This is a genomic window from Agromyces sp. NPDC057865, assembly GCF_042796995.1.
Taxonomy (GTDB): Bacteria; Actinomycetota; Actinomycetes; order Actinomycetales; family Microbacteriaceae; genus Agromyces.
Window position 1 is genome coordinate 1,418,923 of the sequence record NZ_JBHVMJ010000001.1, and the last position, 23,882, is coordinate 1,442,804.

Annotated in this window: 22 protein-coding genes; 11 read left to right on the forward strand and 11 right to left on the reverse strand. The window is 73.1% G+C overall.

Translation table 11 applies throughout. From position 1 onward, the window contains the following. Positions 1 to 6: 6 nt before the first annotated feature. Positions 7 to 348 (reverse strand): MGMT family protein, encoded by a 342-nt coding sequence (locus ACFVN5_RS06730; RefSeq protein ID WP_376954073.1) that lies wholly within the window; start codon positions 346 to 348, stop codon positions 7 to 9. A gap of 56 nt (positions 349 to 404) precedes the next feature. After that, positions 405 to 857, reverse strand: coding sequence for a GNAT family N-acetyltransferase (locus ACFVN5_RS06735; protein WP_376954074.1), 453 nt, complete (start codon positions 855 to 857; stop codon positions 405 to 407). 187 nt (positions 858 to 1,044) lie between these two features. Here ACFVN5_RS06735 and ACFVN5_RS06740 point away from each other — a divergent pair, with 187 nt between their 5' ends. From ACFVN5_RS06740 to nagB, 9 genes are all read left to right on the forward strand, one after another. Then, complete coding sequence (locus ACFVN5_RS06740) at positions 1,045 to 2,262, forward strand: NADP-dependent isocitrate dehydrogenase (RefSeq protein WP_376954076.1); 1,218 nt, start codon at positions 1,045 to 1,047, stop codon at positions 2,260 to 2,262. A 251-nt stretch (positions 2,263 to 2,513) separates the two neighbouring features. After that, complete coding sequence (locus tag ACFVN5_RS06745) at positions 2,514 to 4,391, forward strand: heavy metal translocating P-type ATPase (protein ID WP_376954078.1); 1,878 nt, start codon at positions 2,514 to 2,516, stop codon at positions 4,389 to 4,391. A 149-nt stretch (positions 4,392 to 4,540) separates the two neighbouring features. Beyond that, positions 4,541 to 5,713: an ROK family transcriptional regulator gene (locus ACFVN5_RS06750; RefSeq protein ID WP_376954332.1), complete on the forward strand. Its 1,173-nt coding sequence runs from the start codon at positions 4,541 to 4,543 to the stop codon at positions 5,711 to 5,713. A 70-nt stretch (positions 5,714 to 5,783) separates the two neighbouring features. Then, positions 5,784 to 7,046: an extracellular solute-binding protein gene (locus ACFVN5_RS06755; protein WP_376954080.1), complete on the forward strand. Its 1,263-nt coding sequence runs from the start codon at positions 5,784 to 5,786 to the stop codon at positions 7,044 to 7,046. A 151-nt stretch (positions 7,047 to 7,197) separates the two neighbouring features. Then, the gene (locus ACFVN5_RS06760; RefSeq protein WP_376954081.1) at positions 7,198 to 8,187 is read left to right on the forward strand and encodes a carbohydrate ABC transporter permease; all 990 of its coding nucleotides are present in this window, start codon (positions 7,198 to 7,200) and stop codon (positions 8,185 to 8,187) included. Beyond that, complete coding sequence (locus ACFVN5_RS06765) at positions 8,184 to 9,110, forward strand: carbohydrate ABC transporter permease (RefSeq protein WP_376954082.1); 927 nt, start codon at positions 8,184 to 8,186, stop codon at positions 9,108 to 9,110. Before ACFVN5_RS06760 ends, ACFVN5_RS06765 begins: the two co-directional genes overlap by 4 nt. Next, entirely contained in the window at positions 9,107 to 10,687 is a 1,581-nt protein-coding gene (locus ACFVN5_RS06770; protein ID WP_376954083.1) for a glycoside hydrolase family 3 protein, read from the forward strand. Before ACFVN5_RS06765 ends, ACFVN5_RS06770 begins: the two co-directional genes overlap by 4 nt. Next, a complete protein-coding gene (locus ACFVN5_RS06775; protein ID WP_376954084.1) occupies positions 10,684 to 11,610 on the forward strand; it encodes an ROK family protein in 927 nt (308 codons plus the stop codon). Before ACFVN5_RS06770 ends, ACFVN5_RS06775 begins: the two co-directional genes overlap by 4 nt. Further along, positions 11,595 to 12,380 (forward strand): glucosamine-6-phosphate deaminase, encoded by a 786-nt coding sequence (gene nagB, locus ACFVN5_RS06780; protein WP_376954085.1) that lies wholly within the window; start codon positions 11,595 to 11,597, stop codon positions 12,378 to 12,380. The genes ACFVN5_RS06775 and nagB overlap by 16 nt, the downstream gene beginning before the upstream one ends. Before the next feature lie 61 nt (positions 12,381 to 12,441). Here nagB and ACFVN5_RS06785 read toward each other — a convergent pair whose 3' ends face one another. Beyond that, on the reverse strand, positions 12,442 to 13,023 hold the full coding sequence (locus tag ACFVN5_RS06785; RefSeq protein WP_376954086.1) for a TetR/AcrR family transcriptional regulator: 582 nt from the start codon (positions 13,021 to 13,023) through the stop codon (positions 12,442 to 12,444). Between the two features lie 111 nt (positions 13,024 to 13,134). Between ACFVN5_RS06785 and ACFVN5_RS06790 the strand changes: the two genes are divergently transcribed. Continuing rightward, on the forward strand, positions 13,135 to 14,241 hold the full coding sequence (locus tag ACFVN5_RS06790) for an ABC transporter permease (RefSeq protein WP_376954087.1): 1,107 nt from the start codon (positions 13,135 to 13,137) through the stop codon (positions 14,239 to 14,241). Between the two features lie 102 nt (positions 14,242 to 14,343). On the opposite strand, the gene ACFVN5_RS06795 is transcribed toward ACFVN5_RS06790, so the two are convergent. Then, positions 14,344 to 14,712 carry a YrdB family protein gene (locus ACFVN5_RS06795; RefSeq protein ID WP_376954088.1) on the reverse strand — a complete coding sequence of 123 codons (369 nt, stop codon included), beginning with the start codon at positions 14,710 to 14,712 and terminating at the stop codon, positions 14,344 to 14,346. 37 nt (positions 14,713 to 14,749) lie between these two features. After that, on the reverse strand, positions 14,750 to 15,619 hold the full coding sequence (gene purU / locus ACFVN5_RS06800) for a formyltetrahydrofolate deformylase (protein ID WP_376954089.1): 870 nt from the start codon (positions 15,617 to 15,619) through the stop codon (positions 14,750 to 14,752). Between the two features lie 136 nt (positions 15,620 to 15,755). On the opposite strand from purU, the gene ACFVN5_RS06805 reads away from it, so the two are divergent. Then, positions 15,756 to 17,003 (forward strand): MFS transporter, encoded by a 1,248-nt coding sequence (locus tag ACFVN5_RS06805; RefSeq protein ID WP_376954090.1) that lies wholly within the window; start codon positions 15,756 to 15,758, stop codon positions 17,001 to 17,003. Here the strand turns inward: ACFVN5_RS06805 and ACFVN5_RS06810 are convergent. From ACFVN5_RS06810 to ACFVN5_RS06835, 6 genes are all read right to left on the reverse strand, one after another. Beyond that, positions 16,946 to 18,811 carry a sigma-70 family RNA polymerase sigma factor gene (locus ACFVN5_RS06810; RefSeq protein WP_376954091.1) on the reverse strand — a complete coding sequence of 622 codons (1,866 nt, stop codon included), beginning with the start codon at positions 18,809 to 18,811 and terminating at the stop codon, positions 16,946 to 16,948. The genes ACFVN5_RS06805 and ACFVN5_RS06810 overlap by 58 nt on opposite strands. A gap of 341 nt (positions 18,812 to 19,152) precedes the next feature. After that, on the reverse strand, positions 19,153 to 20,310 hold the full coding sequence (gene nagA, locus ACFVN5_RS06815) for an N-acetylglucosamine-6-phosphate deacetylase (protein WP_376954093.1): 1,158 nt from the start codon (positions 20,308 to 20,310) through the stop codon (positions 19,153 to 19,155). Further along, positions 20,311 to 21,096, reverse strand: a complete 786-nt coding sequence (locus ACFVN5_RS06820) for a DeoR/GlpR family DNA-binding transcription regulator (RefSeq protein WP_376954094.1) — start codon at positions 21,094 to 21,096, stop codon at positions 20,311 to 20,313. Then, entirely contained in the window at positions 21,093 to 21,956 is an 864-nt protein-coding gene (locus tag ACFVN5_RS06825; RefSeq protein ID WP_376954096.1) for a class II fructose-bisphosphate aldolase, read from the reverse strand. Before ACFVN5_RS06825 ends, ACFVN5_RS06820 begins: the two co-directional genes overlap by 4 nt. Beyond that, positions 21,953 to 22,933 carry a 1-phosphofructokinase family hexose kinase gene (locus tag ACFVN5_RS06830; RefSeq protein ID WP_376954098.1) on the reverse strand — a complete coding sequence of 327 codons (981 nt, stop codon included), beginning with the start codon at positions 22,931 to 22,933 and terminating at the stop codon, positions 21,953 to 21,955. The genes ACFVN5_RS06825 and ACFVN5_RS06830 overlap by 4 nt, the downstream gene beginning before the upstream one ends. Further along, positions 22,930 to 23,880, reverse strand: a complete 951-nt coding sequence (locus ACFVN5_RS06835) for an ROK family protein (RefSeq protein WP_376954099.1) — start codon at positions 23,878 to 23,880, stop codon at positions 22,930 to 22,932. The genes ACFVN5_RS06830 and ACFVN5_RS06835 overlap by 4 nt, the downstream gene beginning before the upstream one ends. Positions 23,881 to 23,882 lie beyond the last annotated feature (2 nt).

Sequence of the window (23,882 nt, forward strand, 5' to 3'; positions counted from 1 at the left end):
CCGGCGTCACGGCCGCCAGCGGCACGCGGCGATGACGATGCGGTAGCCGTCCTCGTCGGTCGTCGCGACGAGCGGCGTCCCCTCGGCGTCGTAGTGCGGACGCGCCGAGGCGGCGTGCCCCGACGGCGGACGACCGCCCGCGCGCACGACGCGCCACCACGGGGCATCCGAGCCGTACCTGGCCATGACCTGCCCGACGGCGCGCGCGCCGCGCGACCCGAGGATCGCGGCGACGTCGCCGTACGTCGCGACGCATCCCGGCGGGATGTCGTCGACGACGGCGAGCACGGCCTCGACGAAGCCCGCCGGCGGCTCGGGAGCCCGACGTGCGGCAGCAGGCTGCGGCATCCGTGGGCCCTGCGGCATCCGTCGGCTGGGTTCGGTTCGACCGGGTGCTGGCCGGCTCAGAGCGCGAGGGCGCCGATCACGTCGCCGTACTGCGTCTCGCCGACGTCCTGGAAGCCGATGCGGTGGAAGAACTCGCCGGGGCCCTCGGCGCCCGGCTCCCACAGCACCGTGATGCGGTCGAAGCCGCGGCGCTTGGCCTCCTCGGCGAGGGCGTGCGCGAGGAAGCGGCCGACGCCCTTGCCCTGGACCTCGGCGTCGACGTTGATACGCCAGATGCAGGCGCGGAACTCCTCGTGGACGTTCTCGGGGTCGAAGTTGCCGTGGATGAACCCGACGACGCGCTCCTCGGAGAGGGCGACGCGCTGCCATGCGGTGTCGGGGTTCACGACCGAGGCCTCGGCGGCGTAGGTGACCGGGGCGATGAACTGCTCCTGCCCGGGCTTCAGCGACAGGTTGTTCGCGGCCACGATGTTCGTCGCGTTCAGTTCTTCGAGTCGCAGATTAGCCATGCCGCTAAGGCTAACCCGTGGCGGCCCGGGTCAGGTAGCAGAGCTTGCGGACGGGTGCCTGCGAGCTGCACCGATGCCGTGAGTTGTCTCGATGTCGAGATATTCACGCGACGCGGTAAGCTGGCAGGCGGCGTGTCCGCCCACGAGACTTCCTCATTCCCCACGAGAGATCCAAGGAGAACTCAACTTGTCCAAGATCAAGGTTGAAGGCACGGTCGTCGAGCTCGACGGCGACGAGATGACCCGCATCATCTGGCAGGCCATCAAGGACCAGCTCATCCACCCGTACCTCGACGTGAACCTCGAGTACTACGACCTCTCGATCCAGAAGCGCGACGAGACCGACGACCAGATCACGATCGACGCGGCGCACGCCATCCAGAAGCACGGCGTCGGCGTCAAGTGCGCGACCATCACGCCCGACGAGGCCCGCGTCGAGGAGTTCGGCCTCAAGAAGATGTGGCGCTCGCCCAACGGCACCATCCGCAACATCCTCGGCGGCGTGATCTTCCGCGAGCCGATCATCATCTCGAACATCCCGCGGCTCGTGCCCGGCTGGAACAAGCCGATCATCGTCGGCCGCCACGCGTTCGGCGACCAGTACCGCGCCACCGACTTCCGCTTCGAGGGCGAGGGCACGCTCACGATGACCTTCACCCCGAAGGACGGCTCGGAGCCGCAGTCGTTCGAGGTCTTCCAGTCGCCGGGCTCGGGCGTCGCGATGGGCATGTACAACCTCGACGAGTCCATCAAGGACTTCGCGCGCGCCTCGCTCAACTACGGCCTCGACCGCAACTACCCGGTGTACCTCTCGACGAAGAACACGATCCTGAAGGCCTACGACGGCCGCTTCAAGGACCTGTTCCAGGAGGTCTTCGACACCGAGTTCAAGGAGAAGTTCGACGCCGCGGGCCTCACCTACGAGCACCGCCTCATCGACGACATGGTCGCCGCCTCACTCAAGTGGGAGGGCGGCTACGTCTGGGCCTGCAAGAACTACGACGGCGACGTGCAGTCCGACACCGTCGCACAGGGCTTCGGCTCGCTGGGCCTCATGACCTCCGTGCTGGCCACGCCCGACGGCAAGGTCGTCGAGGCCGAGGCGGCCCACGGCACGGTCACGCGCCACTACCGCCAGCACCAGCAGGGCAAGCCCACCTCGACGAACCCGATCGCCTCGATCTACGCGTGGACGCGCGGCCTGTCGCACCGCGGCAAGCTCGACGGCAACCAGGAGCTCATCGACTTCTCGCACACCCTCGAGGACGTCGTGATCACGACCGTCGAGTCGGGCGCCATGACCAAGGACCTCGCGCTCCTCGTCGGCCCCGAGCAGCCGTACCAGACGACGGAGGAGTTCCTCCAGACGCTGAGCGACAACCTCAAGGCGCGCCTGGCGGCCTAGTCGCCGTTCGCCCCACCGGTCGAAGGGGTCGGATGCCGCGGCATCCGGCCCCTTCGCCATACCCGGGGTCCGCGGCATCCGCCCGGCCTCGCCCCAATGTCGTTCGCGGATGTGTGCAATTCAGGCCGGCCGCGGCGTGTCGGCCCGACACGCGGCGCTCGGGGTGCGACACGCAGGTCGCGACCTGAATTGCGCACGGCGTGGGGAGGGCCGGCGCCCGCATCGGGCCCACGGCGGGCAGGATGGGAGGCATGGGTCGCCTCCTCCGGATCGCCCGCCGCTACTGGGTCGTGACGCTCACGCTCGCGATCGGGCTGCTCGGGATCGTGCTCGCGCTCACCGGTGCCGGCGCGGCCGTGCCGTGGATCTTCAGCGGCTACGCGCTCGCGATCGCGGCCTGGCAGGCGGTCGGCATGGTGCGCGACATCCTGCGCGGGCACTGGGGCCTCGACATCCTCGCGGTCACCGCCATCGTCGCCACGGTGCTCGTGGGGGAATACGTCGCGGCGCTCCTCGTCGTGCTCATGCTGACGGGCGGCGAGGCGCTCGAGGACTACGCCAACCGGCGCGCCAAGCGCGAGCTCGACGCCCTGCTCACCCGGGCGCCGCAGCTCGCGCACCGCATGGAGGGCGACGAGATCGTCGAGGTCCGCGCGGACGAGGTCCGCCCGGGCGACGTGCTGCTCGTGCGCCCGAGCGAGATCGTGCCCGTGGACGCGACGATGCGCTCTGCGGAGGCCGCGGTCGACGAGTCCTCGATCACGGGCGAAAGCGTGCCCGTCGAGAAGGTGGCGGGCGACGCCGTGCTGAGCGGCTCGGTGAACGGCCAGGTCGCGGTCGAGGTCGTCGCGACGGCGACGGCCGCCGACAGCCAGTACCAGCAGATCGTCGCCCTCGTCACCGAGGCCGCGGCGTCGAAGGCGCCGGTCGTGCGGCTCGCCGACCGCTACGCCGTACCGTTCACGGTGTTCTCGCTCGCGCTCGCCGGCGTCGCCTGGTGGATCTCGGGCGATCCCGTGCGGTTCGCCGAGGTGCTCGTGCTCGCCACCCCGTGTCCGCTCCTCATCGCCGCGCCCGTGGCGTTCATCGGCGGCATGAGCCGGGCCGCGCGCAACGGCGTGATCGTGAAGGGCGGCGGCGTGCTCGAGCAGCTGTCGTCGGCGAGGACCGCCGTGTTCGACAAGACCGGCACGCTCACCCACGGGTCGCCGACGCTCGTGGCGATCCGCCCCGAGAACGGGTTCGGCGAGGACGAACTGCTCACGGCCGTCGCGTCCGCCGAGCAGTACTCGTCGCACGTGCTCGCGACGTCGATCATCGCCGCCGCGCACGACCGCGGACTGCGCCTCGGCGAGGCGGAGTGGGCGCGCGAGGCCGCCACGAACGGCGTGCAGGCGCGCGTCGGCGGCCGCGAGGTCGTGGTCGGCAAGTTCCGCTTCGTCGCCGAGCATGCACCGGATGCCGCGCGCACGCCCATCGCGCCGGGTGAGCTCGCCGTGTACGTGGCGATCGACGGCCGCTTCGCCGGCGCCCTTCTCGCGAGCGACCGCCTGCGCGACAACGCCCGCACGACGCTCGAGCGGCTCGACGAGCTCGGCGTGCACCAGACGATGATGCTCACCGGGGACGCGCAGGCGACCGCCGACCACATCGCCGCCGAACTCGGCATCACGCGCGTGCGCGCCGACTGCCTCCCCGCCGACAAGGTGCAGGAGGTCGCGGGCATCGCCGAGCGGCCCGTGATCATGGTGGGGGACGGCGTCAACGACGCGCCCGTGCTCGCCGCGGCGGACGTCGGCATCGCGATGGGGGCGAAGGGCGCGACCGCGGCGAGCGAGTCCGCGTCGGCGGTGATCCTCGTCGACGACATCTCGCGCACGGCGAAGGCCGTCGAGATCGGCCGGGACACCGTGCGCATCGCGCTGCAGAGCATCTGGCTCGGGATCATCGTGAGCGTCGCGCTCATGATCGTCGCGGCGTTCGGCGTCATCCCCGCGACCGTGGGCGCCCTGCTGCAGGAGGTCGTCGACCTCGCCACGATCCTCGCGGCGCTGCGCGCCATCGGCGGACGCCTCGACGCGAAGGCGCCGGCACCCGCGGCGCCGGTGCCCGCGGCATCCGCCCGCTGACGGCCCCAGGTCACAAGTCGGTAACACCGATGCCAAGCGGCATACGAAGCTTGCATCTGGTTTGTTCGTAAGCTTTACTAACAAACGTGACGACGGACGCGCAACGAGGCCCCATCGAGGCCGGCACCCCCCACCAGGCCGGTGGCGACGTGCTCACCGTGCCGTTCGTCGACGCCCCGATCTTCACCCGGTCGCGGGCCCTGCGCCCCACCGGCAAGGTGCTCCCCGAGCACGCGCGCAGCCACAACCGTGCGTTGGTGCTGCAGACGCTCTATACGTCGGGCGCGCGCAGCCGGGCGGATGTCGCGCGCGAGACCGGGCTGACCCGGGTCACGGTGTCCGACCTGGTCGCCGAGCTCATCGCCGAGGGCCTCGTGATCGAGCTCGGCCAGCGCGAGGACGCCCGCCCCGGCAAGCCCGCGACCCTCATCGACGTCGACCGCGGCGCGTTCCAGATCGTCGGCGTCGACCTCTCGGAGCACCAGCGGTTCCTCGGTGCGGTCGTCGACCTCGACGGCGGCATCGTGGCCCGTGACGAGGTCGCCTGCGACGGCGCGAGCGGCGACTACGCCGTCGAGCTCGTCGTCGAGCTCGTGCGCCGGCTGCTCGCCGCCGCGACCACGCCGGTGCTCGGCATCGGCGTGGGCTCGCCCGGTGTCGTCGACCCGCTCGGCGTCGTGCGCTCCGCCCCGAACCTCGGCTGGAACGACGTCGCCCTCCAGGCCCGCCTGCAGCGCGAGTTCGGCGTGCCGGTGCACGTCGCGAACGACGCCAACGTCGCGGTGCTCGCCGAGCACGGCGCCACGCCGCTCGACGACCTGCTCCTCGTGAAGATCGGGCACGGTGTCGGCGCGGGCCTCATCGTCGGCGGCCGGCCGGTGATCGGCGGCGGCTTCGCCGCGGGCGAGATCGGCCACGTCGTCGTCGGCACCGACGGCGGCCCGCGCTGCGCGTGCGGCAAGGACGGATGCCTCGAGGCCTGGCTCGCCGTGCCGAGGCTCACCGCCCAGCTCGACGCGATCGACCCCGAGTCGCCCGGCGCGGCATCCGCTCGCGACGAGATCCTGCACGAGGCCGGCCGCCGGCTCGGGATCGTGCTCGCCCCGGTGGTCGGGGCCCTGAACCTGTCGGAGGTCGTGCTCAGCGGCCCCGCGGAACTGCTCGACGGTCCGCTCCACGAGGCGACCGTCGACACGCTCCGGATGCGGACGATGGCGGAACACAACCGTGATCTGAGGCTCCGGATGACCGAGCAGGCGGAGGACATCGTCCTCCGCGGCGCGGCCGTCATGGTCCTGTCCGGACAACTCGGGGTCTCGTGAGGGACTCCAACGCACCAAGGGCACAGCGAACCCCCGCTGCTTCCCTCCACCCCATGAAAGGAATCGACAAATGAGGAAACTCGGCATCGTGGCGCTCGGCGCCGCGGCTGCGCTCACCCTCGCCGGTTGCGCCTCCGGAGGCAGCGGAGCCTCGGACGAGGGCGCCGAGATCCGCGTCTGGCTGGTCGGCACCGACACGCCCGACGAGGCGCGTCAGTACCTCATCGACACGTTCGAGGAGGAGAACCCCGGCTCGACCCTCGTCATCGAGGAGCAGTCGTGGGACGGCCTCGTCGACCGCCTCACCACGAGCCTCTCCGGCTCGGACAGCCCCGACGTCGTCGAGGTCGGCAACACGCAGGCGTCGGCGTTCACGTCGGCCGGCGCGTTCCTCGACCTGACCGAGTACTACGACCAGCTGGGCGGCGACGACCTGCTCCCCGGCTTCGTCGAGGCCGGTTCGTACGACGGCAAGTTCTACGCGGCCCCGCTCTACTCGGGCGCCCGCCTCGTGTTCTACAAGAAGGACGCGCTCGCCGCGTCGGGCCTCGCGGTCCCGACGACGCTCGACGACTACATCGCCAACGGCGAGAAGCTCGCGGCGGACAACCCCGGCAAGTCGGGCATCTGGTGGCCCGGCCAGGACTGGTACAACGCCCTGCCCTACATCTGGGAGAACGGCGGCGAGGTCGCGGTTCCCGACGGTGAGGAGTGGGACGCGCAGCTGAGCTCCGACGAGTCGATCGCCGGTCTCGAGCAGGTGCAGCAGGTCATGACGAACGCCTCGCGCGCTCCGAAGGACGGCAACGAGACGAGCCCCGAGGTCGGCTTCTGCGACGGCACCACGCTGCAGCTGTCGGCCCCGAGCTGGGTCAAGTGGTCGATCCTCGCCCCGGCCGACGCCGAGGCGCCCGGCTGCCCCGACCAGGAGGCCAACCTCGGCGTCTACGCCCTCCCGGGCAAGGACGGCGGCGCGGCGCAGGTCTTCGCCGGCGGCTCGAACATCGGCGTGTCGGCCAAGTCGGCGCACCCCGAACTCGCGGTGAAGGCGCTGGAGATCATCCTCTCGGACGAGTTCCAGACGATCTACGGCGAGAACGGCCTCGTGCCGGCCAAGCTCTCGCTCGCCAAGACCCTCGGCACCGACGAGGTCGCCCAGGCGATCGCGGCGGCCGCGGGCAACGCGAAGCTCACCCCGGCGTCGCCGAAGTGGGCCGACGTCGAGGCCGCGGGCATCCTGCAGGACCTCTTCGTGAACATCGCGCAGGGTGGTGACGTGAAGGCGCTCGCCGAGCAGGCCGACACGGACATCGAAGCCATCCTCAACGGCTAGTCGGACCCGTCCGGCTCGCGCGGTGCGGCGGCGATCCCTTCCCGCCGCCGCACCGCACTCCATCCCCGGGCGCGCCGACCACACACGGCGCATCCGGACCGGGGGCGGGCCTCATCCCCCGCCCCCACCCCTCGACTTCAGGAGCACCACCATGACCACGGTCGACCGCGGACTCGACCCCGCACCGAGCGCCTTCGAGGGCGAGCGCCTCCTGGCGCCGAACCCGAAGCCCGCCGGCCCGCGCCGCCGCCGCCGCGGCGGGCTCGCTCCCTACGCGCTGCTCGGCCCGGCGATCGTCATCCTGGCGCTCATCACGGGCTGGCCGCTCATCCAGCTGATCATCACGTCGTTCCAGCAGTTCGGACGCGCCCAGGTCTTCGGCGCCCCGCCGGAGTGGGTCTGGTTCGAGAACTACGTGAACGTCCTCACCGATCCGGTGTTCTACGACGTGCTCGTGCGCACGCTCGTCTTCTCGGCCGCCTGCGTGGTCGTCACCATGCTCCTCGGCACGCTCGTCGCCCTCATGATGGTGCGGCTGCCGAAGCCCTTCCGCATGCTCCTCTCGGTGGGCATGCTCCTCGCCTGGGCCATGCCCGCCCTCACCGCCACCGTCGTGTGGGGCTGGATGTTCGACACGGCCTACGGCGTCATCAACTACGTGCTCGTGAACTGGTTCGGCCAGGAGCAGTACTTCCAGCACTCCTGGCTCATCGACCCGCTGAGCTTCTTCCTCGTCGCCGGCATCATCATCGTCTGGGGTGCCGTGCCGTTCGTGGCGTTCACCCTCTACGCCGGCCTCACCCAGGTGCCCGACGAGGTGCTCGAGGCCGCGCAGCTCGACGGCGCCGGCGGCGTCAAGCGGTTCCGGCTCATCATCTTCCCGTACCTCAAGCCGATCTTCCTGATCGTCACGATCCTGCAGGTCATCTGGGACCTGCGCGTCTTCACGCAGATCTTCGCGCTGCAGGACATCGGCGGCATCCGCGCCCTCACCAACACCCTGGGCGTGTACATCTACCAGATCTCGATCGCGGGCGGCGAGTTCGGCCAGGGCGGTGCGATCGCGGTCATCACGGCGATCCTGCTCATGTCCATCTCGATCTACTACATCCGCCAGGTCACCAAGGAGGAGGAGCTGTGAGCGCCACCGTCGCCCCCGGCCAGCAGGTCGGCGGACTCATCGCCGAGACCGGGCGCACCCGCGACGCCCGTCGCTCGGGCGGCGGACGCCGTCGCGTGACGACATGGCTCCTCAGCGCCCTCTCCGTCCTGCTCTTCGTGATCTTCGTCTTCCCCGTCTACTGGATGGTGAACACCTCGTTCCAGCCGAACAACGAGATCCGCGGCTCCGAGATCCACTTCTGGCCCGACAACTTCACCCTCCGCAACTACGAGACCGTGCTGTTCGACCCGGGTCGCACGCCGTTCCTCCCGGCGGCGGCGAACTCGCTCGTCGTCACGATCCTCACCGTCATCGTCGCGCTCGTGTTCGCGTTCCTCGCGTCGATCGCGGTCACGCGGTTCCGGTTCAAGACCCGTCGCCTGTTCATCGTCACGATCCTCGTCGTGCAGATGATCCCGGGCGAGGCGATGATCGTCTCGATCTTCCGGGTCATCGACGGCTGGCACCTGCTCAACACCATCCTCGGCCTCACGATCGTGTACATCGCGACGGTGCTGCCGTTCACGATCTGGACCCTCCGCGGGTTCGTGAACGGCGTCCCGGTCGAGCTCGAGGAGGCCGCGATGATCGACGGATGCTCCAGGGCAGGCGCCTTCTGGCGGGTCACGTTCCCGTTGCTCGCGCCCGGCCTCATCGCCACCGGGGTCTTCGGGTTCATCCAGGCCTGGAACGAGTTCATCATGGCGCTCGTGCTCAACGCCCGGCCCGAGATGATGACACTGCCCGTGTGGCTGCGCACCTACCTCGTGGCGAACGGCACGACGAACTGGGCGGCGATCATGGCGGGCTCGACCCTCATGGCGATCCCGGTCATCGTGTTCTTCCTCATCGTCCAGGGCCGCATGACGAGCGGACTCGTGAGCGGGGCCGTCAAGGGATGACCGAGCCGCACCCCACCGGCGCGGGCGACGACCTGCGCCGGGACATCCTCACGACCCTGCTCCCGGGCTTCCCGGGCGTGGCGGCGCCCGAGTGGCTGCTGCGGCGGCTGCGCGACGGGCTCGGCGGCGTGTGCCTCTTCGGGCAGAACCTCGCCTCGGCCGAGCAGCTCCTCGAACTCAACACCGCGCTCCGGCGGGTGAACCCCCTCGCGGTCGTCGCCATCGACGAGGAGGGCGGCGACGTCACGCGCCTGTTCTACGACCGCGGCGCGCCCTACCCGGGCAACGCGCTGCTCGGCCGGATCGACGACGTCGACCTCACCGAGCGGGTCGCCCGCGCGGTCGGCGAGGCGCTCGCGGCCCTCGGTTGCACGGTCACCTTCGCGCCCGACGTCGACGTGAACTCGAACCCCGACAACCCCGTGATCGGCGTCCGCAGCTTCGGGGCCGACCCCGCGCTCGCGGCACGGCACTCCGCGGCCTGGGTGCGCGGCGTGCAGTCGACCGGCGTCGCCGCGAGCGCGAAGCACTTCCCGGGGCATGGCGACACCGCCACCGACTCGCACCTCGCGCTGCCGGTGGTCGACGTGGCGCTCGAGACCCTCCGCGAACGCGAGCTCGTGCCGTTCCGCGCGGCCGTCGCCGCGGGCACGCGCACGATCATGACCTCCCACATCCTCCTGCCCCGCCTCGACGCGGAGCAGCCCGCGACCCTCTCCCCGCACATCGTGCAACGCCTGCTCCGCGGGGAGCTGGGGTTCGAGGGCGTCATCGTCACCGACGCCCTCGACATGCACGGGGCGAGCGGCGTGCACGGTATCCCCGAGGCCGCCGTGCTCGCCCTCGCCGCCGGCTGCGACCTGCTCTGCATCGGCAGCGACAACACCGACGCGCAGCTCGACGAGATCGTGGCGGCCGTGGAGGCCGCCGTCGCGGCGGGCCGACTTCCGGCCGAGCGCGTCCGCGAGGCCGCCGCGCGCGTGCGCGGGCTCGGTGCCTCGGCGCCGGCGCTGCCCGCCTCCGTCGCGTCCGCCTCCCTCGAGCCGGTGCACGACGCGGGCGAGCTCGTCCGCATCGCCGCCGCGTTCGACGTGACGGATGCTGCGCGCGATCGCCTCGCGGCATCCGACCGGCTCGGCACCGTCGTGCGGGTCGACACGGTCGCGAACATCGCGATCGGCGTCGCGCCGTGGGGGCCCTTCGCGGTCGGCGCGGTCGCGGGCACCGGCGCGACCGCGGGCGCGCGGTGGCCGGATGCCGCGGACGTCGTCGTCGTCTCGGCGGAGACGCCCCTGAGCGAGCCCGCGTCGCTGCGCGGACCCGTGCTCGTCGTGGGCAAGGACCTGCACCGGCATCCGTTCGCCGTCGAGGCGATCACCGCGCTGCGGGCCGTGCGCGACGACGTCGTGACCGTCGACATGGGCTGGCCGTCGGATGATCGTGCGCTCGCCGACATCGCGACGTTCGGCGCCTCCCGCCTGGTGGGGGAGGCGCTCATCAGGCTGCTCGACGCGACGCTCGCGGCGCCCGCCGTCGTGGCATCCGCGCCGGCGCCGGTCGCGGTGGACGCGACATGAGGCTCGGCATCGACATCGGCGGCACGAAGACCGCCGCGGTCGCGATCGGCGCCGACGGCGAGCTCAGCGACCAGGTGCGCATGCCCACGGGCTTCGGCGCCGACGAGGTCGTCGCCACGGCGCTGCGGACCGTCGAGCGCATGACCGAGCTCGCGGGCGTGGCGCCGGGGGCGTTCACGTCGATCGGCATCGGCATCCCCGGCGCGGTCGACAGCTCGACGGGGCGTGTCACCCACGCGGTGAACCTCGGCCTCGAGGGCCTCGACCTCGGTCCGCGCCTCGCCGACCGGCTCGGCGTCGACGTGCGCGTGGAGAACGACGTGAAGGCGGCGGCGCTCGGCGCCCACCACCTGCTCGGCATCGCCGACGGGCTGCGCACGCACTCCATGGCGTACCTCAATCTCGGCACGGGACTTGCGGCGGGCATCGTGCTCGATGGGAAGCTGCTCAGGGGCGGGCACGGCGTCGCGGGCGAGATCGGCCACATCCCGGTCGACCCGGCCGGCGAGCCCTGCGGCTGCGGCCAGCGCGGATGCCTCGAGACCCTCGCCTCGGGCTGGGCGATCGCGCGCGACTGGCCGACGACGGGACGCCACCCCGCGCGCGACCTCTTCGACGCGGCGACGGCGGGCGACTCGCGCGCCGTGGACGTGCGCGAACGGTTCCTCACGGGCGTGGCGGCGGCCGTGCGACTGCTCGTGCTCACGACCGACGTCGACGACGTGGTCATCGGCGGCGGGCTCGCCGCGCTCGGCGGCGAACTCCTGGGTGGGACGCACCGTATCCTGAACGGGTGGGCCGAATCGTCGGCCTTCCTCGCATCCCTCGACCTCGCCGCTCGCGTGCAGGTCATCCCACCAGGATTCCCGGCGGCCGCCGTTGGTGCCGCCCTCGTAGGAGGACACCGATGGCCGAAGTCGTGATCGTCGCCGATGAGGACGCCGCGGGCGCCCTCGTGGCCGACGCGATCGTCTCCCTCATCCGGCAGAAGCCCGACGCCGTGCTCGGGCTCGCGACGGGCTCGACGCCGCTCGCGAGCTACCGCGCGCTCGCCGACCGCATCGCCGGCGAGCGCATCGACGTGCGCGGCGTGCGCGGCTTCGCCCTCGACGAGTACGTCGGCCTGCCCGCCGGACACCCCGAGAGCTACCGCTCCGTCATCTCGCGCGAGGTCGTCGAGCCACTCGGCCTCACGCCCGAGCTCGTGCGGGTGCCGAACGGCGACCCGGCGACGATCCGCACGGCCGGGTCCGACTACGAGGCCGCGATCGACGCGGCCGGCGGGGTCGACCTGCAGATCCTCGGCATCGGCCGCACGGGGCACATCGGGTTCAACGAGCCCGGATCCTCGCTCGCGTCGCTCACTCGCGTGAAGACCCTCACCGAGCCGACCCGCGTCGACAACGCGCGGTTCTTCGACTCGCCCGACGACGTGCCCATGCACTGCATCACGCAGGGCATCGGCACGATCCTGCGCGCCCGGCACCTCGTGCTGCTCGCGTTCGGCGAGGCCAAGGCGCACGCCGTCGCGGCGGCCGTGGAGGGCCCGGTCACGGCGAGCCAGCCGGGCTCGGCGATCCAGCTGCATCCGCACACGACGGTGATCGTCGACGAGGCGGCCGCGGTCGAGCTCGAGAACCTCGACTACTACCGCCACGCGTGGGCGAACAAGCCCGCCTGGCAGGGCATCTGAGCCGGCCTCGTCGTCGCGGCATCCGCATGCACCCTGGTGAGCGGATGCCGCGTGCCCGGCGTCAGTGCGGCAGCAGCTCGGGCAGCGCCCGCAGGTAGGCCTCCTCGTCGAAGCCCTCGATGATGGCGCGCTGCACCATGAAGCCCGGGCCGAGCCCCAGCACGACGGGGGCCATCCGGGCCGCCCACTCGTCGGGATCGTCGTCGACGTGGCCGGGCACCGCCGCCCACTCCGCGAGCCCCGCCTCCACCGCGCCGCGGAGTCGGCGGAACACCTCCTGCACGAGGTCGCGGATGGCGGGGTCGACCGACGCCTCCGCCCAGAGCTGCACGATCACGTGGCCGAAGGGCTCGCCGCGCATGCCCTCGAGCAGCGTGGCGACGACCATGCCGGGGGACAGCGGCTCGCCCGTGCTGCCGCGGCGCGCCTCGAGCTCGCTGCGCCGGGCCTCGAGCACGCGGCCGGCGACCGCGGCGAACAGCTCCTGCTTGCCCGCGAAGTGCCCGTAGATCGCGCCGGCCGACAGGCCGGACTCCTCGATGATGTCGGACATCGACGTGCGCTGGTAGCCCTTCTCGGCGAAGCAGCGCAGCGCGGCGGCGATGATCTCGTCGCGGCGCGCGGTGCGATAGGCCTCGGTCACTCGCGGCATCCGTGCACCCCATTCCAGCCAAACCGAATGAACGTTCTTGACAAGCATAGGCGGTGGTCGCAGACTAATAAAGAACGAACATTCGCTTTTTTTGGAGGAACCATGGCACACGCGGATGCCACGACCGAACGCACCCCGCTCGGTCGGGTGATCGGCCTCTCGCTGGCCCTCGCGGCGGTCCTCGCCGTGATCGTGCTGGCGTTCGCCTGGCCGTCGGTGACGGCCGAGCCCAAGGACCTGCCCATCGCCATCACCGGCCCGGCCGAGGCGGTCTCCGCCGCGGAGGGCGCCGTCGACCAGGAGTCGCCCGGCGCCATCGCGTTCCAGGAGGTCTCCGACCGGGCCGCCGCGGTCGACGCGATCGAGGCCCGCGAGGCCTACGGCGCGATCGTGCTCGGCCCGGAGCCCGAGGTGCTCACCTCGTCGGCGTCGAGCCTCGCCGTCGCGCAGCTGCTGGGGAACGTCGCCCGCCAGCTCGAGGAGGGCGTCAACGCGCAGGCCGCCGCAGCTGCCGCCGCAGCCGGGGCTCCGGCAGCACCGCCGCACATCGCCGTCCCCGTCACCGACGTGGTGCCACTCGCGTCGAGCGACCCGCGCGGCACGGGCCTGACTGCGGCGCTGTTCCCGCTCGTGCTCGGCGGCATGATCGGGGGCATCGCCATCTCGCTCGTCGTCATCGGCGCGATGCGTCGCGTGGCCGCCGTGCTGGTCTACTCGGCCGTGGGAGGCGTCGTGCTCGCGGCGATCCTGCAGGGCTGGTTCGGCGCGCTGCAGGGCGACTACTGGCTGAACTCCGCGGGCATCGCGCTCGCGCTCGCCGCCATCGCGGCGCCGATCACGGGCTTCGTCGCCCTGATCGGCCGCGCGGGCATCGCGGTCGGCCCGATCGTGATGCTGCTGTTCGCCAACCCGATCTCCGCTGCGGCGATCCCGAAGGAGTTCCTCCCCGTGCCGTGGGGCGAGGTGGGCCAGTGGTTCCCGCCGGGCGCCGCCGCGACGCTCATGCGCGAGCTGTCGTACTTCCCGTCGGCCGACACCACGTTCCCGTGGCTCGTGCTCACCGGATGGGCGGTCGGCGGCATCCTGCTCTCGGTGCTCGGGCACTTCCGCAACGCGGGCGGTGCGGAGCCCGACGACGAGGCGGCGCACGCCGACGACGTCGCAGGCGATGGGGCCGGGCTCAGGCAGGATCCGCGCGTTCCGGCCTGATTCGAGAACGATCGCCCGAATCCGGATGGGCGTCGGCGCGAGCCGGCGCCCATCGGCGTGTGTGCGGCGTGTGCGCAGCGGCCGGCGGGCGGGCGCCCGGCTTCAGCCGGCGAGCTGCTTGCGACCGTGCAGGATGCCGCTGACCGCCGCGACGACGGCGAACACGATCGCGACCACGGGCTGGCCCATCAGCCACCACGCGATCGCCGCGGCCGAGAACACCCCGATCTCGACGAGCGCCTGCCCGAACGGGTCGATGTGGAACACGGCCTTCGGCGAGAGGAAGAGCGCCCACGCCAGGATGGCGAGCGCCGGCGCGCCGAGCCCGATGAGCACGCCCGGCCACGGCAGCGGGAACGCCGTGAAGCCCCAGATGCCGAGGCTCACGAAGGCGAAGAGCTCCAGCACGAAGCGAAGGACGTCGTTCGGGCCGATCTTCGGCTGGGACTGCGGGGGAACTGCGGTGCTCACGGCTCTCCAGCCTACTTCGCCCGCGACGGGCCGTGGCTCAGCGGAAGATGATCGTGCGCGCGCCGTCGAGGAGCACGCGCCGCTCGGCGAACCACTTCACCGCCTGGCTCAGCGTGCGGCTCTCCTCGTCCTGGCCGATCGCGACGAGCTCGGCGACCGAGCGGGAGTGGTCGACGCGCACGACGTTCTGCTCGATGATCGGGCCCTCGTCGAGATCGCTCGTCACGAAGTGCGCGGTGGCGCCGATGAGCTTCACGCCGCGCGCGTGCGCCTGGCGGTAGGGGTTGGCGCCCTTGAAGCCGGGGAGGAACGAGTGGTGGATGTTGATGCAGCGTCCGGCGAGGGCGTCGCAGAGCTCGGGGGTGAGGATCTGCATGTACCGGGCGAGCACGACGAGCTCGATGTCGTGCTCGTCGACCGCGGCGAGCACGCGCCGCTCGAACGCGGCCTTCGACGCGGCATCCGTCACCGCAGCCGACTCGAAGGGCACGCCGTAGAAGTCGACGAGGTCGCGCAGCGTGCCGTGGTTCGACAGCACCAGCGGGATCTCGACGGGCAGCTGGCCCGCGTGCTGGCGGAACAGGAGGTCGTTCACGCAGTGGCCGGCGGTCGAGGCGAGCACCAGCGTGCGCAGCGGACGGCCGACCTCGTCGAGGTGCCAGGTCATGCCCCACCGCTCGACGACGGGCGCGAGCGCCGACTCGAACTCCGCGCGGCCCGCGGGCGACTCGACCTGCACGCGCATGAAGAAGCGGCCCGTGTCGAGGCTCGCGAACTGCTGGCTCTCGGTGATGTTGCCGCGCGCGGCGACGATCGCCCCGCTCACGGCGTGCACGATGCCGGGCCCGTCGGTGCAGGCGAGCGTCACGACCCAGTGGTACAGGTGGGTGGCGGCATCCGTGGTCATCCGCCCAGAGTAGTGCGTCCGGTACTCTGGTTCGTGGTCGGCGGACAACGCATGGCCCTGGGCGCGCACATAGCGCGTAGTCGACCCGCGCGGTGAGGTTTCCCGCGGCGGGGAACGCCGTCGGAGAGACATTCCAATGTCCGTCGCCGAATCCGCGCGCGTGCGCGCACCCCGACTGCCCTGGCCCGGCCTCCTGCTGCTGGCCGCGGGCGTCTTCCTGTCCATCACCATCGAGATGCTGCCTACGGGCCTGCTGCCCGAGATGAGCGAGGGCCTCGGCGTCGCCGAGCCGTTCATCGGGCTGCTCGTCTCGGTCTTCGCCTTCACCGTCGTCGTCACGTCGACGCCGCTCACGGCGCTCACCAGCCGGATGCCGCGACACGGCCTCCTCGTGCTCGTGCTCGCGATGCTCGGGCTCACGACGCTCGCGTCCGCGTTCGTGCCCGAGTACTGGATGCTCGCCTCCGTGCGCGTGGTCGGCGGCGTGGCGCACGGCCTGTTCTGGGCCATCGTCGCCGCATACGCCTCGCGGCTCGTGCCCGAGGACCGGATCGGTCGCGCGATCTCGGTCACGCTCGGCGGCGGCACGCTCGCGCTCGTCGCCGGCGTCCCCGCCACCACCGTGCTCGGGCAGGTGATCGGCTGGCGCCCCGTCTTCGCCATCGTCGCCGGCCTGACGCTCGTCGGCGCGCTCGCCGTGTGGCGGTTCCTGCCGCCGGTGGCCGTCGAGGCCGGCGCGACCGCTGCGCGCTTCCGTCGCGGTGACGCTGCCCTCGGCCCGGTGCTGCTGGTCTGCGCCGTGACGGCCGCCACCATGCTCGGCCAGTACGCGGTGTTCACCTACGTCGCCCCGCTCATCACCGATGTCGTCGGCCTCGAGCCCGGCGCGGTCGGCCCGCTCCTCTTCGTCTACGGCGTGACCGGCGCCATCGGCCTCGTCATCGCGGGCTCACCGCTCGCCCGGCGCCCGACGACGGCGATCGTGACCGCCATGGTCGTCGCCGCGGCGGCGCTCGTCGTGCTCGGCCTCGCGCCCGGCGTCGTGGCGTCGCTCATCGCGTTCGCGGTGTGGGGCCTCGCGTTCGGCGCGGTCCCCCCGCTGCTGCAGACGCGCCTGCTGCAGGCCACGCCGGCGCGCCAGCGGGATGCCGCGAGCGCCCTGTACACCACGGCGTTCAACGTCGGCATCGGCGGCGGCGCGCTCGTGGGCGCCGTGCTCTTCGAGCGGATCGGCGTGCAGGGCCTGCCGCTGCTCTACGCGGTGGTGCTGGTGCTCGTCGCGGTCGTGCTCGTCGGCACGTCGACCCGTCACGCCCGACGCATGCGTCAGCCGCGCTCGAACGTCGCCGTGGAGACCGGTCCCGTGCGAGCGTCGACCGCGTAGCGCACCTCGACCAGGCTCTCGGGCGTGATCCAGCCGAAGCCGATGTAGCGGGCCGACCCGTTGCGGTCGAGCGTCACGGTGGCGGCCGGCGCGCCGTCGATGAACAGCTGCACGTCGGCGGATGCCGCGCCGGCGAACGTCAGGTGCCACACGATCGGGCCGCTCGGCCGCACGGCGAGCGACGGGGTCGACAGCTCGACCACGACCGGGTCGCTCGCGGCGGACGCGTTGCCCGCGACGTCCACCTGGGCGGCCGTGAGGCGGGTGCTGCCCGCCGGGAGTCCGTCGGCGACGAGGCTCCACGCGCCCGCCGCGTCGGCGGTCGTGGACCAGGTGCGTCCGTCGCCCGAGGTCATGGCGATCGCCGCGCCCGCCTCGGCGCTGCCCGTGAGCAGCGGATCGACGAGGCCGCCCGCCGTGTCGGCGGTGAACGCCGGCGGGAGGGCGACGGCGTCGACCGGCTCGGGCTCGGGCTCGGGGGTCGGGGTGGGGGTGGGTGTCGGCGCGGGCGTCGGGCCGGGCCCGGGAGCGGGCGTCGGGCCGGGTGCCGGTGGTGCCTTCTGCGACGCCGGCGGCGCGGCATCCGTGCCCTCGTCGTCGGCGTCGTCGGCCGCGGGGGCGTCGGGAACCAGTGGCGGCGCCGGGAGCGGCGTGGGCAGCACCGGCACGCCCAGACCCGGCAGGTCGATCGCCGGGGCGTCGACATCGGGGTCGGCCTGCGCGACGACCGCCGTGGGCGCCTGCTCGGCGTTCGCGAGCGTCGGGATCACGATGACCGCCGTGACGGCCGCCGCCGCGAGGGCGACGGCGCCGATCCCGGCACCGATCGCGACGCCGTTGGCGCCGGTCGCGCCCGCCGTGGTCGCGCCGGCAGCGCCCGCGGAGCCTCCGCTGGACGAACCGGCGGACGCACCCGCTCCCGCTCCGGCACCGGCACCGGCCGATCCCGCCCCGGACCCGGCGGCGACGTGCCCAGCGAGCACCGGCGGCAGCCCTGCTGCGCCCATGGCGACGTGCGCGACCGGCGCGCCCTGCGAGAGCCACGCCGAGTACGCGGTGGCCCCGCCGACGCCTGCCGCGAGCGGCAGCAGCACGAGCGCGAGCCGCGAGCCGACCTCGCGGGCCTCGGCGGCGACGATGGTGCACCGGGCGCAGTCGTCGAGGTGCGTCTCGAGTCGCGCCGTGTCACGCGTGCGGAGGCGTCCGCGCGTGTAGCTCCCGAGGCGGTCGATCGTCCAGCGGCACTCGGGCTCCTCGGCGTTGCGCAGGTGCGCCTGGATCCACGCCTGCCGCAGCCCCTCGCGAGCGCGGTAGGCGAGCGCGGCCGTGGCGTTCGCGCTCATGCCGACGAGCGGGGCGACCTGCGCGGGCTGCATGCCCTCGACCTCGGTGTACCAGAGCACCTCCTGCCAGCGCGTGGGCAGCGAGCGGAACGCCTGCGCGGTCGTCGACCGGTCGAGCGCGTCGAGGGTCGCCGACTCGCTCGTCGCCGGGTCCTCGAAGGACTCGAGCGTCTCCAGGGTCGTCTCGTGGCGTGCGCGTCCCCAGCTCGCGGCCGTGTTGCGCACCGTCGTGAAGAGGTACGGGCGGAACGCGCCGGTCGGGCCGCGCCCGGCGAGAATCGCGTCGTAGATCCGCGTGAACGACTCGGCCACGAGGTCGTCGGGGTCGAGCGAGCTGAACGAGCGGGCCACGGTGCGCGCGGACGGCGCGTGGCGCTGCCAGAGCTCGCCGTAGGCGGCACGGTCGCCGCGGCGCGTGCGCTCGATGAGCGCGCCGTCGGACAGGTCGGTGCGCAGGGGTGGCACGTCGCCTCCATGGGTGGGGGGAATGGGCGTCATGGAAGAGACGTGGAGCAGGGGCGATCATGACGCGCCGCGCGGGGATTCGACCAATTCCAGCAGATTTTCCGCGAACGCGCGTCATGGATGCGCGGGGTCCCCGTCTCTCAGGGTGAAGGCCCGTGCACGGGCCGGATCGAACCGCCGCCTCCGCGACCCGAACGCGAGGCGGGGCCGGCGCAGCCGGCGTGCGGCTCCGCGTCGGGGGGTCGAGGCGGCGCCACGGAACGGGCGGAGGTCCGGAGGCGATGGGGAACACGCCTCCGGACCCCGCCATGACCGGACCTGCGCGTGGCGCAGGCGATGCGTCAGGCCAGCCGAGCCCCCGCGCCCCAGACCGCCTCGATCTCGAGGTCGTCGGTGAGCAGCACCGCGTCCGCCGCGAAGCCGGTGTCGAGGCGTCCGAGATCGCCCGACCGCCCGATCGCCGCCGCGGGCGCGACGGTGAGCGCCCCGACGGCCTCGTGCAGCGGGATGCCGCCGTCGATGACGGCGCGGCGCAGGGCGACGTCCTGCGTGAGCGTCGAGCCCGCGATCGAGCCGCCCTCGACGAGGCGTGCGACGCCACCGTCGACGACGACCTCGAGCGAGCCGAGGAGGTACCGTCCGTCGGCTGCGCCCGCCGCGGCCATGGCGTCGGTGATGAGCGCGACGCGTCCGGGCGCTCCCGAGAACGCCAGGCGCACGACGTCGGGGTGCACGTGCACGCCGTCGTTGATGACCTCGAGCGTCACGTGGTCGGCGTGCATGGCGGCGACGACCGGACCCGGCGCCCGGTGGTGGATGCCGCGCATGCCGTTGAACGCATGGGTGAGGATCGACGCGCCCGCCTCGAACGCCGCGAGCGCCGTGCCGAAGTCGGCGCCCGTGTGCCCGACGGCCACGGCGACGCCCGCGTCGACGAACCGGGCGATGGCCTCGGGCGCGCCGTCGTGCTCGGGCGCGATGGTGACCTGGCGCAGCACGCCCTCCGATGCGGCGAGCAGGCGCTCGACCGAGGCGGCGTCGGCGGTGCGCAGCAGCGCGGGGTCGTGCGCGCCGCGGAACTCGCGGTCGAGGAACGGGCCCTCGAGGTGCGCGCCGAGCACGCGCGGGTCGGATGCCGCGACGCTGGCGATCGTCTCGAGATGCCCTTCGAGCAGCTCGACGGGCGCCGTCACGAGCGAGAGGACGCTCCGGGTCGTGCCGTGCGCCGTGTGGACGGCGAGCGCGCGCTCGATCGCGGCCTCGCCCTCCTCGACGGAGGCGCCGCCGGCGCCGTGGCAGTGCAGGTCGATGAAGCCGGGCACGAGCGTGCGGCCCGCGGCATCCGTCACCGTCGTGTCGGCGTCGAGCGCGGTACGCCAGTCGTCGCCGATGCCGCGCGCGGCCACCCGATCGCCCTCGAACCGGACCCACGCGTCGGCCACCGTGTCGCGGCCGGTCACGAGGCGGGCGGAGTGGATGACCGTCGAGGGGGTGCTCACCTACGCAACGATAACGTCGTAGCCGCTGTCGGCGAGGCGCTGGCGCTGCTCGAGGGTGGCCGAGGCATCCGTGATGACCGTGGGGAACAGCCGCCGGTGGCCGATGGCCGCGAACGCGCGCTTGTCGATCTTCGACCCGTCGGCGACGAGCACGGGGTGGGCCGCCCGCGACGCCATGAGCGCGTTCACCGCGGCCTCGCGCTCGTCGTGCGACGTCGGGCCGACCATCGCATCGAGGCCGTTCACGCCGATGAACGCGAGGTCGAGCGTGATGCTGCCGAGCACGGCGTCGGCGTAGGCGCCCACGAGCTCGTACGAGCGCGCGTGCACGACGCCGCCCGTGACCACGGTGCGGATCTGCGGCCGCATGGCGAGCTGCATCGCGATGTTGATGGCGTTCGTGACGACCGTGAGGCTCGGCTCGTGCGAGGGCTCCATGATGTCGGCGCGCGACATGAGCGCGTCGGCGATGGCCGTCGCCGTCGTGCCGCCGCACAGGCCGATGACGGCACCGCGCGGCACGAGCGCGCTCGCCGCGCGGGCGATCGCCGCCTTCGCCTCGGGGTTCTGCTGGTTCTTGTACCGGATGGGGAGGTCGTAGGCGACCGAGTGCGCCACCGCGCCGCCTCGCGTGCGCGTGAGCAGCTGCTGCTCGGCGAGGGCGTCGAGGTCGCGACGCGCCGTGGCCGGCGAGACGTCGAGCCGTTCGACGATCTGGTCGACGTCCACCTGGCCGCCCTCGGCGAGCAGGTCGAGCACGGCGCTGAGCCGTTCGGCGCGGTTCATGCGGGCTCCTTCTCGGTGGCGTGCTCGGTCGATGCGAACAGGACGAGGAGACGGGCGGCCTCGTCGCGCACCGCCGCGCGACCCGCTGCGACGTACGTGCGCGAGTCTACGGCCGACGGATGCGCCGTCAGGTAGGACCGCACCGCGCCGGTGAACCCCGCGTTGAGGTGCGTCGAGACGTTGACCTTCACGAGCCCCGCGCGGATGCCGCGCACGATCGTCTCGTCGGGCACGCCCGAGGAGCCGTGCAGCACGAGGGGCACCGGCACCGCGTCCGCGAGCCGAGCGACGAGGTCGAGGTCGATGGCGGCGACGCGCTCCGTCATGGCGTGCGACGAGCCCACGGCGACCGCGAGCGCGCCGACGCCGGTCTCGGCGACGAACCGGGCGGCCTCGTCGGGGTCGGTGCGCACGCCGGGCGCGTGGGCGCCGTCCTTCCCGCCGATCTCGCCGAGCTCGGCCTCGACGAGGACGCCCGCGGCATCCGCCCGCTCGACGACCCGTCGCGTCGTGGCGACGTTGTCGGCGAAGTCGAGCTTCGCGCCGTCGTACATGACCGAGCCGAAGCCGCGGTCGATCGCGCGCAGGGCGAGCTCGGGCTCCTCGGCATGGTCGAGGTGCACGGCGATGCGGGCCGACGACGCCTCGGCGATCGCGAGCGTCGCGAGGGCGATCGGGTCCAGCGCGCCGTGGTACCGCACGCAGTTCTCGGAGATCTGCAGGATCACGGGCCGGCCAGCGTCCTCGGCGGCGCCCGCGAGGGCCTCGGCGGTCTCGAGGTGCACGACGTTGAACGCGCCGATGCCGCGGCCGGCGGCGCGTGCCTCGTCGAGCAGCGTGCGGGTGGGCGTCAGCGTCATTCGGCGTCCTCGTCCTCGTCTTCGTCTTCGTCGATCGTCGTGATGTCGACCTCGTCCGCGAGCGCGGCGTGGTCGGGCGACAGCTCGCCCGCGAGCGGCATGAGCACCGCGCTCGCCGACCACGCCGTGGCGCGCCGGGCGAGCCGGGCCCTTGCGTCGGCCGCGGCATCCGTGTCGGACCACAGGTCGTCGCCCTCGGCGAGCGAGACGGCGATCGCGGCGACCACCGCGTCGCCCGCGCCCGTCGCGTTGCCGTGCAGCACCCGCGGGAGTCGACCGCGCACCGGCGCGCCGTCGCGGCCGACGACGAGCAGCCCGTCGGCGCCGAGCGACACCACCACGACTCGCGCGCCGCCCGCGAGCAGGGTCCGGGCGCCGTCGAGCGGGTCGTCGAGGCCCGTCGCGGCCGCGAGCTCCTCGCGGTTCGGCTTCAGCGCGGTCGCGCCGGCGGATGCCGCGGCGAGGATGCCGGGGCCGCTGGTGTCCACGACCACCGGCACGCCCGCGTCGACGAGCCGCTCGACGAGGGCGCCGAGCTTGCCGCGGCCGAACCCGGGCGGCAGGCTGCCGCTGATCGCCACGGCGTCGGCGTCGCGACCGAGCTCGGCGGCGGCATCGGCCAGGGCCCGCGCCTCGGCCGACGGGAGGGAGGCGCCGAGCTCGTTGAGGATCGAGGTGTCGCCCGCGCGCTCGTCGACGATGGCGACGGTACGACGGGTGGCCGCCCGCGTCGGCACGAGCCGGTGCGGCACGCCGGATGCCTCGAGGTCGGCGCGCAGCTCGTCGCCGGTCGCGCCGCCCGCCGTCGCGACCGCCAGCACGTCGTGGCCCGTCGCGTGCAGCACCCGCGCCACGTTCAGGCCCTTGCCGCCCGCGCGGGAGGCACCCGTGGTCACGCGGTGGGTGGCGCCGGGCTGCAGCGCGTCGACATGCCACGTGAGGTCGACGGCCGGATTCGGCGTGACCGTGAGGATCATGCGCGGACGCTCTCTCGGGCGATGATCGCGGCGCCGAGGAGGCCGGCATCACCGCCGAGCTGGGCGGGCACCAGCAACGGGCGGCGGTGGAAGCTGAGCCGGGCGTCGACGCGCTCGGCGAGCGGGACGAAGAGGGCGTCGCCCGCGCGGGAGAGCCCGCCGCCGATCACGATCGCTTCAGGCGCGACGGTCGCCGCCAGCTGCGCCACGGAGAAGGCGAGCGCGTCGAGCGCCGCCTCCCACACCGCTCGGGCATCGTCGTCGCCGGTCTCGGCGCGGGCCAGCACCTCGCGGGCGCCCTCGACGGTCTCGCCGGTGCGCTCGGCGTAGCGGCGCACGATCGCGCCCGCCGAGCCGATGGCCTCGAGGCATCCGCGCGCACCGCACGGGCACAGCGGCTCGTCGGCGACTGGGGAGTGCCCGATCTCGCCGGCGTAGCCGCCGCCGAGGTGCGGGCGCCCGTCGAGGATGATGGAGCCGGCGATCCCCGTGCCGATGACGAGCACCACGACGTCGTCGAACGCGCGCGCGGCGCCGAGCCGGTGCTCGGCCCAGCTCGCCGCGGTCACGTCGTGGTGGAAGGCGATCGGGAGCCCCGTGGCGCGCTCGGCGAGGTCGCGGATCGGCGCATCGCGCCAGCCGAGGTTGCTCGCGTACACGCCGACGCCGCGCTCGGCGTCGACGATGCCCGGCACGAGGAGTCCGGCCGCGACGGGGCGCACATCGGGATGCTCGTCGCGGAGCTCGGTGGCGAGCTCGGCGACCCGCTCCACGACGGACTCGGCCGTGCGTGCGCCGTCGAGCGGCGTGGGCGTGCGGCGCAGGCTCAGCACGCGTCCGTCGGCGTCGACGAGCGCGGACTTGGTGTCGGTGCCGCCGACGTCGAACGCCAGCACGGCCTCGCCGGGCCCGAGGGGCGCCGGCGCGGCATCCGTCGTCGTGGTCACGC

Excerpts from the sequence above, each read along its gene's own strand:
- ACFVN5_RS06770 (WP_376954083.1), top strand. The coding sequence starts at position 9,107 with ATGACCGAGCCGCACCCCACCGGCGCGGGCGACGACCTGCGCCGGGAC.
- ACFVN5_RS06735 (WP_376954074.1), bottom strand. The coding sequence starts at position 857 with ATGGCTAATCTGCGACTCGAAGAACTGAACGCGACGAACATCGTGGCC.
- ACFVN5_RS06820 (WP_376954094.1), bottom strand. The coding sequence starts at position 21,096 with ATGAACCGCGCCGAACGGCTCAGCGCCGTGCTCGACCTGCTCGCCGAG.
- ACFVN5_RS06730 (WP_376954073.1), bottom strand. The coding sequence starts at position 348 with ATGCCGCAGCCTGCTGCCGCACGTCGGGCTCCCGAGCCGCCGGCGGGC.
- purU (WP_376954089.1), bottom strand. The coding sequence starts at position 15,619 with ATGACCACGGATGCCGCCACCCACCTGTACCACTGGGTCGTGACGCTC.
- ACFVN5_RS06825 (WP_376954096.1), bottom strand. The coding sequence starts at position 21,956 with ATGACGCTGACGCCCACCCGCACGCTGCTCGACGAGGCACGCGCCGCC.
- ACFVN5_RS06775 (WP_376954084.1), top strand. The coding sequence starts at position 10,684 with ATGAGGCTCGGCATCGACATCGGCGGCACGAAGACCGCCGCGGTCGCG.
- ACFVN5_RS06755 (WP_376954080.1), top strand. The coding sequence starts at position 5,784 with ATGAGGAAACTCGGCATCGTGGCGCTCGGCGCCGCGGCTGCGCTCACC.
- ACFVN5_RS06805 (WP_376954090.1), top strand. The coding sequence starts at position 15,756 with ATGTCCGTCGCCGAATCCGCGCGCGTGCGCGCACCCCGACTGCCCTGG.
- ACFVN5_RS06745 (WP_376954078.1), top strand. The coding sequence starts at position 2,514 with ATGGGTCGCCTCCTCCGGATCGCCCGCCGCTACTGGGTCGTGACGCTC.
- nagB (WP_376954085.1), top strand. The coding sequence starts at position 11,595 with ATGGCCGAAGTCGTGATCGTCGCCGATGAGGACGCCGCGGGCGCCCTC.
- ACFVN5_RS06790 (WP_376954087.1), top strand. The coding sequence starts at position 13,135 with ATGGCACACGCGGATGCCACGACCGAACGCACCCCGCTCGGTCGGGTG.
- ACFVN5_RS06760 (WP_376954081.1), top strand. The coding sequence starts at position 7,198 with ATGACCACGGTCGACCGCGGACTCGACCCCGCACCGAGCGCCTTCGAG.
- ACFVN5_RS06830 (WP_376954098.1), bottom strand. The coding sequence starts at position 22,933 with ATGATCCTCACGGTCACGCCGAATCCGGCCGTCGACCTCACGTGGCAT.